Raw genomic sequence first — 7420 nt, 5'->3', positions numbered from 1 at the left:
GTTATCCACAGCATGTTAAGCCCCCGGGCGCTTACCGGCAATTGACACTGGGCCGCGCGCGCAGTAGATTTGCCGGCTTAGTTTTCCCCGCACAGACAACGGCTAGGGATTATCACCATGAAGCGCACCTACCAGCCCAGCGTTACCAAGCGTAAGCGCACCCACGGCTTCCGGGCCCGTATGGCCACCAAGAACGGGCGTGCCGTGCTGGCGCGGCGTCGCGCCAAGGGTCGCCATCGTCTCTGTCCCTGATTTGGTGGCGGCCCGAGGCCATGGCCCCTGCGCCTTCCCGCGCCGTCGCCGACTAACGCGTCCCCAGGACTACCGGCGCGTCTTTTCCGGCGCCCAGAAGGCCGCCGATCGCTACTTCACCGTGTTGGCACGCGGCAACGACCAGGTCGGCCCGCGTCTGGGCCTGGCCATCTCCCGCAGGGTCGCGCCTCGTGCCGTGGACCGGAACCGCCTCAAGCGGATCGCCCGGGAGGTCTTCCGGCAACGCCAGGCGGCGCTGGGACAGCGAGACTACGTGGTCCTGGCGCGGCCGGCGGCGAGGACGGCCAGTAAGGCCCGGCTCCACCGCAGCCTGGGGCGGCTCTACGATCGGCTGAACGACGGCAACAGGCACTAAGGGGCGGTTTCGCCTCCCCGCCTTTCGGGTACCCATCGGTGTCCCCCTACCCAACCCCCTGGTGAGCGGTCATGGAAAACCAGCGCATATTCCTCTTTCTGGCCCTTTCGATCCTCGGTCTGCTGCTCTGGACCAGTTGGGAGCGGGACACCAGGGCGCCGGTGGCCACCGAGGAGGTGGTTGAGGCGGAGGACGACGTCCCGGCACCGGCCGAGACGCCGGACGAGGCCCCGGACCCGGCGGATGGCGAGACGCCGGCCCGCGACCGGGCCGAGGTGGAGGACGAGCGCCGGGTCCGGGTGGTCACCGACCTGATGGATCTGGAGATCTCCACCCGCGGCGGTGATATCCGCCGGGTGGACCTGCTCCAGCACGGCACCACCGCCACCGATGACACCCCGTTCCGGCTCATGGCCGACGACCGTGATCCGCTGTTCATCGCGCAAACCGGGCTGATCGATGACAGCGACAATCGCCCCGACCACCGGGCGCTGTTCCGGGCCGAACGGGATGAGTACCGGCTAAGCGAGGGCGAGGACGAGATCCAGGTGCGCCTGACCTGGGCCGATGAGAACCGCGGTATCGAGGTGGCGCGGGTCTACACCGTGCAGCGGGACAGCTATGTGATTGATGTGCGCCACCAGGTGCGTAACGCCGGTGACGAGGAATGGCGCGGCTACAGTTATTTCCAACTGCGTCGTAACCCCGACCCGCCCGGCACCACCCCCTGGTACATCTATACCTTCACCGGCGGGTCCATCTACAGCCCGGACGATCGGTTCGAGAAGATCAGCTTCGACGACATGGACGACACCAGCCTCTCCCGCGACATCCGGGACGGTTGGGCGGCCATGATCCAGCACTATTTCCTAGGGGCGTGGATCCCCCCGGAGAGCCAGGCGCTACGCTACTACACCCGGGCGCAGGCCGGGAACGAGTACGTGCTGGGCATGAGTTCCGGGCGCCAGACCGTGCAGCCGGGCGGCGAGGCGGAGTTCGTCAATCGCCTGTTCGTTGGGCCCAAGGAGCAGGATCGTCTGCGCGAGCTCCATGACAGCATGACCCTGAGCGTTGATTACGGTTTCCTCACCGTCCTCGCCAAGCCGCTGTTCTGGCTCCTGGACAATATCCAGGACATCGTCGGTAACTGGGGTGTGGCGATCATCCTGGTAACCCTGTTGATCAAACTCGCCTTCTACAAGCTGTCGGCCACCAGCTACCGCTCCATGGCCAAGATGCGCCGGGTGCAGCCCCGGATGCAGCAGCTCAAGGAGCGCCACGGCGATGACAAGCAGGCGCTCAACCAGGCGATGATGGAGCTCTATAAAAAGGAGAAGATCAACCCGCTGGGTGGCTGCCTGCCGATCCTGGTGCAGATCCCGGTCTTCATCGCCCTCTACTGGGTGCTGCTGGAGTCGGTGGAACTGCGCCATGCGCCGTTCATGCTTTGGATCCAGGACCTCTCTTCGCGGGACCCCTACTTCGTGTTGCCGCTGCTCATGGGCGCGACCATGTTCCTGCAGCAGCGACTCAACCCAGCGCCCCTGGACCCGATCCAGCAGCGCATCATGATGGCCCTGCCCATCGTCTTCACCGGCTTCTTCATGCTCTTCCCGGCCGGTCTAGTGCTCTATTGGCTGGTCAACAACGGTCTGTCCATCGCCCAGCAGTGGTACATCATGCGCAACCTGGAGGCTATTGAGGCCGGCAAGGCGGCGAAGTCGGGCAAGGCGGACAAGGACCAGAAGAAGAAAGACTGAACCGATGGCGCGGACCACCATCTGCGCACTGGCCACGCCGCCCGGACGGGGCGGCGTGGCAGTGATCCGGGTCTCCGGGCCGGCGGTCCCGGCCATCGCCCGGGCCCTGGCCGGCCGGCTGCCGGAACCGCGCCGCGCCGTCCTGGCCCGCTTCTGCGACGCCGGCGGCGACACCCTCGATGAGGGGTTGATGCTTTACTTTCCCGCCCCCCGCAGTTTCACCGGCGAGGACGTGCTGGAGCTGCAGGGTCACGGCGGTGAAGTGGTGGTGGACCGGCTGCTGCGTCGCCTCCATGCCCTGGGCGCCCACCCGGCCCGCCCCGGTGAGTTCTCCGAGCGGGCCTTTCTCAACGGTCGGATGGACCTGACCCAGGCAGAGGCCATCGCCGATCTGATCGCCGCCGACAGTGAGGCCAGTGCGCAAGCCGCACTGCGCAGCCTGGAAGGGGCCTTCGGCGACGCCGTGCGCGAGCTGGTGGCGCGTGTCACCCGCCTGCGGGTACAGGTGGAGGCGGCCATCGATTTCAGTGACGAGGAGATCGATTTCCTCGCCGACGAGGCGGTGGCCGGCCAGATCGGTGCCTTGATCGATCAGCTCCAGGCCCTGCGCGATAAAGCCGGGCAAGGGCGGGTGCTGCGCGACGGGATGCAGGTGGTCCTGGCCGGCCCACCGAATGCCGGCAAATCCAGCCTGCTCAACGCCCTCACCGAAGACGACAGCGCCATCGTTACCGAGGTGCCCGGTACCACCCGCGATCTGTTGCGCGAGCACCTGCATATCGACGGCATGCCGCTGCACGTCATTGATACCGCCGGCCTTCGCGACGACCCCGACCGCATCGAGGCCGAGGGTATCCGCCGCGCCCGTGCCGCAATGGCCGAGGCGGACCGCGTGCTGTTGATCCAAGATATTCGTGAGCCGCCGATCGACCCCGCGGCGCTGGCCCTGCCGGGGGATATCCCGCTGACCCGGGTATATAACAAGGTGGACCTGAGCGACGAGGCACCGGGCCCGCGCCGGGCGGGCGATGAGGTGGCTATCGCGGTCAGCGCCCTGACCGGGGTCGGTCTGCCGGCACTGCGTGACCACCTGAAGTCGGTCATGGGCTACGGCGAGGCGGGCAGCCACTTTTCCGCCCGCCGCCGGCATCTGGATGCGCTGGCGCGGGCGGCAGACCACCTGGCCCTGGCGCGCCGGGCGCTGGTCGAGGAAATGGCCGGGGAGATCGCGGCAGAGGAGTTGCGCCTGGTGCAACATAACCTGGGTGAGATCACCGGGGAATTCACCAGCGAGGACCTGCTCGGCGAGATCTTCAGCAGCTTCTGCATTGGCAAGTAACTGGCCGACAGGCACGCGCTAGGTTCGTGGGGCCGGGGGCGAGGTACCCTCGGGGCGACTTTGGCGCACCGAGCAACGCAGGGAAAAATCGGGAAAAGCGCGTGCCTGTTCGAGCGAAGCGAGTTCACGCGCGCCGATTTTTCCCGAGTAGCGCAGGGCACCCCGAAGGCGTGCGCCATTGGAGCCCCGAGCGGACCGGGCCCTCGGCCCTGCCGGCCACAAGAACGCCTCCGGTTCACAGCGGTTGAACCGGAGCAGCCGCCGGCGTGATAATTGCAGCCTGTCCGCAACCACGCCCTGATTTCCCATGGACCATCCCGAGCGCTTTGATGTCATCGTCGTCGGCGGCGGCCACGCCGGCACCGAAGCGGCCATGGCGGCCGCCCGCATCGGTGCGCGCACGCTGCTGCTGACCCACAGTATCGAGACCGTGGGCCAGATGAGCTGCAACCCCGCCATCGGCGGCATCGGTAAGGGCCATCTGGTGCGCGAAATCGACGCCCTGGGCGGGATCATGGCCCGGGCGGCCGATCGCGGTGGGATCCAGTTCCGCACCCTTAACAGCCGTAAAGGCCCGGCGGTGCGGGCCACCCGCGCCCAGGCGGACCGCCAGCTCTACCGCCAGGCCATCCGCCGGGCGGTGGAGAACCAGCCGAGGCTGGCGCTGTTTCAACAGTCGGTGGACGACCTCATCGTCGAGGGCGGACGGGTGACCGGGGTGGTCACCGGTATGGGCCTGCGCTTCCGTGCCCCGGCGGTGGTGTTGACGGTAGGCACCTTCCTGGGCGGGCGTATCCACATCGGCGAGAGCAACTACGGTGGCGGTCGCGCCGGCGACCCGGCCGCCAATGCCCTGGCCGCCCGGCTGCGTGAGTTGCCGTTTCAGGTGGACCGCCTCAAGACCGGCACCCCGCCCCGCCTCGATGGGCGCACCATCGACTGGGCGCGACTGACTGAGCAGCCCGGCGATGATCCCGCCCCCGTCTTCTCCTTTTTGGGCCGGCCTGACGAGCACCCGGCGCAGGTTCCCTGCCACATTGCCCACACCCGGCCCGAGACCCATGACATCATCCGCGGTGCCTTGGATCGCTCGCCCATGTACTCCGGAACGATAGAGGGCGTGGGTCCGCGCTACTGCCCCTCCATCGAGGACAAGGTGGTGCGGTTCGCGGACAAGGGCAGCCACCAGATCTTCCTCGAGCCCGAGGGCCTGGATACCCACGAGGTCTACCCTAACGGGATCTCCACCAGCCTGCCGTTTGATGTGCAGTACGAACTGGTCCGCTCCATCCCCGGACTCGAGCAGGCGCGCATCGTCCGCCCGGGCTACGCCATCGAATACGACTTTTTCGACCCCCGCGGGTTGCACCCCACCCTGGAGACCCGCCACCTCGAGGGTCTGTGGTTTGCCGGCCAGATCAATGGCACCACCGGCTACGAGGAGGCCGCCGCCCAGGGCCTGCTGGCCGGGCTCAACGCCGCGCTCCGGGTCCAGGGGCGCGAGCCCTGGTACCCGCGGCGCGACCAGGCCTACCTTGGGGTGCTGGTCGATGACCTGATCACCCGCGGGACCCGTGAGCCCTACCGGATGTTCACCAGCCGCGCCGAGTACCGGCTGATGCTGCGCGAGGACAACGCCGACCTGCGGCTGACCCCGATCGGGCGGGACCTGGGCCTGGTGGACGATGAGCGCTGGCGGCGCTTTAATGCCAAGCGGGAGGCCCTGGAACGCGAGCAGGCGCGGCTCGCCGCCACCCTGATCCGTCCCGGCGACCTGCCCGACGCCTTGGCCCGTCAGGTGCTCGGTGGCCCCTTGCGTAAGGAGCAACGGCTGGAGGAGCTGTTGCGCCGTCCCGACGTGGGCTATGCGGACCTGATGCGCCTGCCCGGGGCCGGCGATCCGGTGCCCGATGCCGAGGTGGTGGAGCAATTGGAGATCCAGGCCCGCTACGCCGGTTACCTGGAGCGCCAGCACGACGAGGTGGCCCGCGCCCGCCGCCACGAGCAGCTGCCCTTGCCCGAGGGCCTGGCCTACGACCGGGTCGCCGGCCTGTCCAGTGAGGTGCGGGAAAAGCTCGCCGCGCACCGACCCGCCACCGTCGGCCAGGCGGCGCGCATCCCCGGTGTGACGCCAGCGGCCGTCTCCCTGCTACTGGTCCACCTTCGCCGCCAGGGGCTGCTCAGGGAGAGCGCCTGAATGGCCGGCGACCCGTTGCTCCCGGCCCTCCACACCGGTGTGGAGCGTTTGGGCCTGACGCTCCCCGAGGGTGCCGCCGAGGCGCTGATCACCTATCTGCGCCTGCTCGAACGCTGGAACCGGGCCTACAACCTCTCCGCCATTCGCGACCCCGGGGAGATGCTGCACCGCCACCTGCTGGACAGCTTGAGCATCCTGCCGTACGTTGAGGGCGATTCACTGCTGGATGTCGGCAGCGGCGCCGGGCTGCCCGGTATCCCGCTGGCCCTGGCCCGGCCCGGGCTGACCGTCACCCTCCTGGACAGCAATGGCAAGAAGCAGCGCTTTACCCGGCAGGTGGCCCTGGAGCTCGGCCTCCACCGGCTGCGGTTTGCCCAGGCGCGGTTGGCGGATTACCGGCCTGGCCAACCCTTCGATACCGTGGTCAGCCGTGCCTTTGCCGCGCTGTCCGGCTATGTCCCCGAGGCCCTGCGCCTGTGCCGGGCCGGTGGTCGGGTGCTGGCGATGAAGGGGCGGCTGCCCGAAGAGGAACTGGCGGCGCTGCCGCGCTCCCTGCGCGGCTGTACCCTGACGGCCCTGGATGTCCCCGGCGTCGCCGGGCAGCGCCATCTGCTGACCTGGACCGCCCCGGCGGTGTCAGCCACTGAGGAAGCGAATCCATGACACGCATCATTGCGGTAGCCAACCAGAAGGGCGGGGTGGGCAAGACCACCACCTGTGTCAATCTGGCGGCCTCCCTGGCCGCCAACAAACAGCGCGTCCTCCTGGTCGATCTCGATCCCCAGGGCAACGCCACGGTGGGGTGCGGTGTCGACAAGAACCGCGAGGGCGGCGTCGGCTACGATGCCCTGCTGGGCGAACGCCCGCTGGCCGACTGCCGGATGCGGCTGAAGGAGACCGGCTTTGATCTGCTCCCCGGCAACGGCGACCTGACCGCCGCCGAAGTGGCGCTGATGGAGTCCGAGCAACGCGAGCAGTACCTGCGCCGAGCGCTGGCCGCCGTCGTCGGGGAGTATGATTACATCCTGATCGATTGCCCCCCGTCACTAAACATCCTGACCGTGAATGCGCTGGTGGCGGCGGACGGTGTGCTCATCCCCATCCAGTGCGAGTATTACGCCCTGGAGGGGCTGACGGCGCTGCTGGATACCATCCGCCGGATCCAGGCCTCCGCCAACCGCGACCTGAGTATCGACGGCCTGCTCCGCACCATGTTCGATCCGCGCAACAATTTGGCCAACCAGGTGGGGGCGCAGTTGCGCAGCCATTTCGACGACCAGGTCTACCGGACCCTGATTCCGCGCAACGTGCGGCTCGCCGAGGCCCCCTCCCACGGCCTGCCCGCCTTGCATTATGATCGCTCCTCGCGCGGTGCCTTGGCCTATATGGCACTGGCCAGCGAACTGGTCCGCCGCCACCGTAGTGCCGGGCCCGTGCCCACCGTGGCCCAGGGCGGCGACGGACTGCAACGTACTTCCGGGACGGGACACTAACCA

At 68.1% G+C, this 7420-nt stretch carries 7 protein-coding genes; all 7 read left to right on the top strand.

The features are described 5' to 3' along the window. Positions 1-117: 117 nt before the first annotated feature. The 7 genes from rpmH (at position 118) to MLG_RS14550 (ending at position 7417) form a co-directional block, all read left to right on the top strand. Positions 118-252, top strand: coding sequence for a 50S ribosomal protein L34 (gene rpmH, locus MLG_RS14580; protein WP_011630617.1), 135 nt, complete (start codon positions 118-120; stop codon positions 250-252). Positions 253-256: 4 nt separating this feature from the next. After that, entirely contained in the window at positions 257-628 is a 372-nt protein-coding gene (rnpA, locus tag MLG_RS14575) for a ribonuclease P protein component (RefSeq protein WP_011630616.1), read from the top strand. Positions 629-699: 71 nt separating this feature from the next. After that, positions 700-2388 carry a membrane protein insertase YidC gene (gene yidC / locus MLG_RS14570; RefSeq protein WP_011630615.1) on the top strand — a complete coding sequence of 563 codons (1689 nt, stop codon included), beginning with the start codon at positions 700-702 and terminating at the stop codon, positions 2386-2388. A 4-nt stretch (positions 2389-2392) separates the two neighbouring features. Further along, positions 2393-3727 (top strand): tRNA uridine-5-carboxymethylaminomethyl(34) synthesis GTPase MnmE, encoded by a 1335-nt coding sequence (mnmE, locus tag MLG_RS14565; protein ID WP_011630614.1) that lies wholly within the window; start codon positions 2393-2395, stop codon positions 3725-3727. Positions 3728-4034: 307 nt separating this feature from the next. After that, a complete protein-coding gene (gene mnmG, locus MLG_RS14560; RefSeq protein WP_011630613.1) occupies positions 4035-5924 on the top strand; it encodes a tRNA uridine-5-carboxymethylaminomethyl(34) synthesis enzyme MnmG in 1890 nt (629 codons plus the stop codon). Then, on the top strand, positions 5925-6587 hold the full coding sequence (gene rsmG / locus MLG_RS14555) for a 16S rRNA (guanine(527)-N(7))-methyltransferase RsmG (protein ID WP_011630612.1): 663 nt from the start codon (positions 5925-5927) through the stop codon (positions 6585-6587). Next, the gene (locus tag MLG_RS14550; RefSeq protein WP_011630611.1) at positions 6584-7417 is read left to right on the top strand and encodes a ParA family protein; all 834 of its coding nucleotides are present in this window, start codon (positions 6584-6586) and stop codon (positions 7415-7417) included. Before rsmG ends, MLG_RS14550 begins: the two co-directional genes overlap by 4 nt. Positions 7418-7420: the final 3 nt, after the last annotated feature.

This window comes from Alkalilimnicola ehrlichii MLHE-1, assembly GCF_000014785.1.
GTDB classification, from domain to species: Bacteria; Pseudomonadota; Gammaproteobacteria; order Nitrococcales; family Halorhodospiraceae; genus Alkalilimnicola; species Alkalilimnicola ehrlichii.
This window is presented reverse-complemented; position numbering and strand designations above follow the sequence as displayed.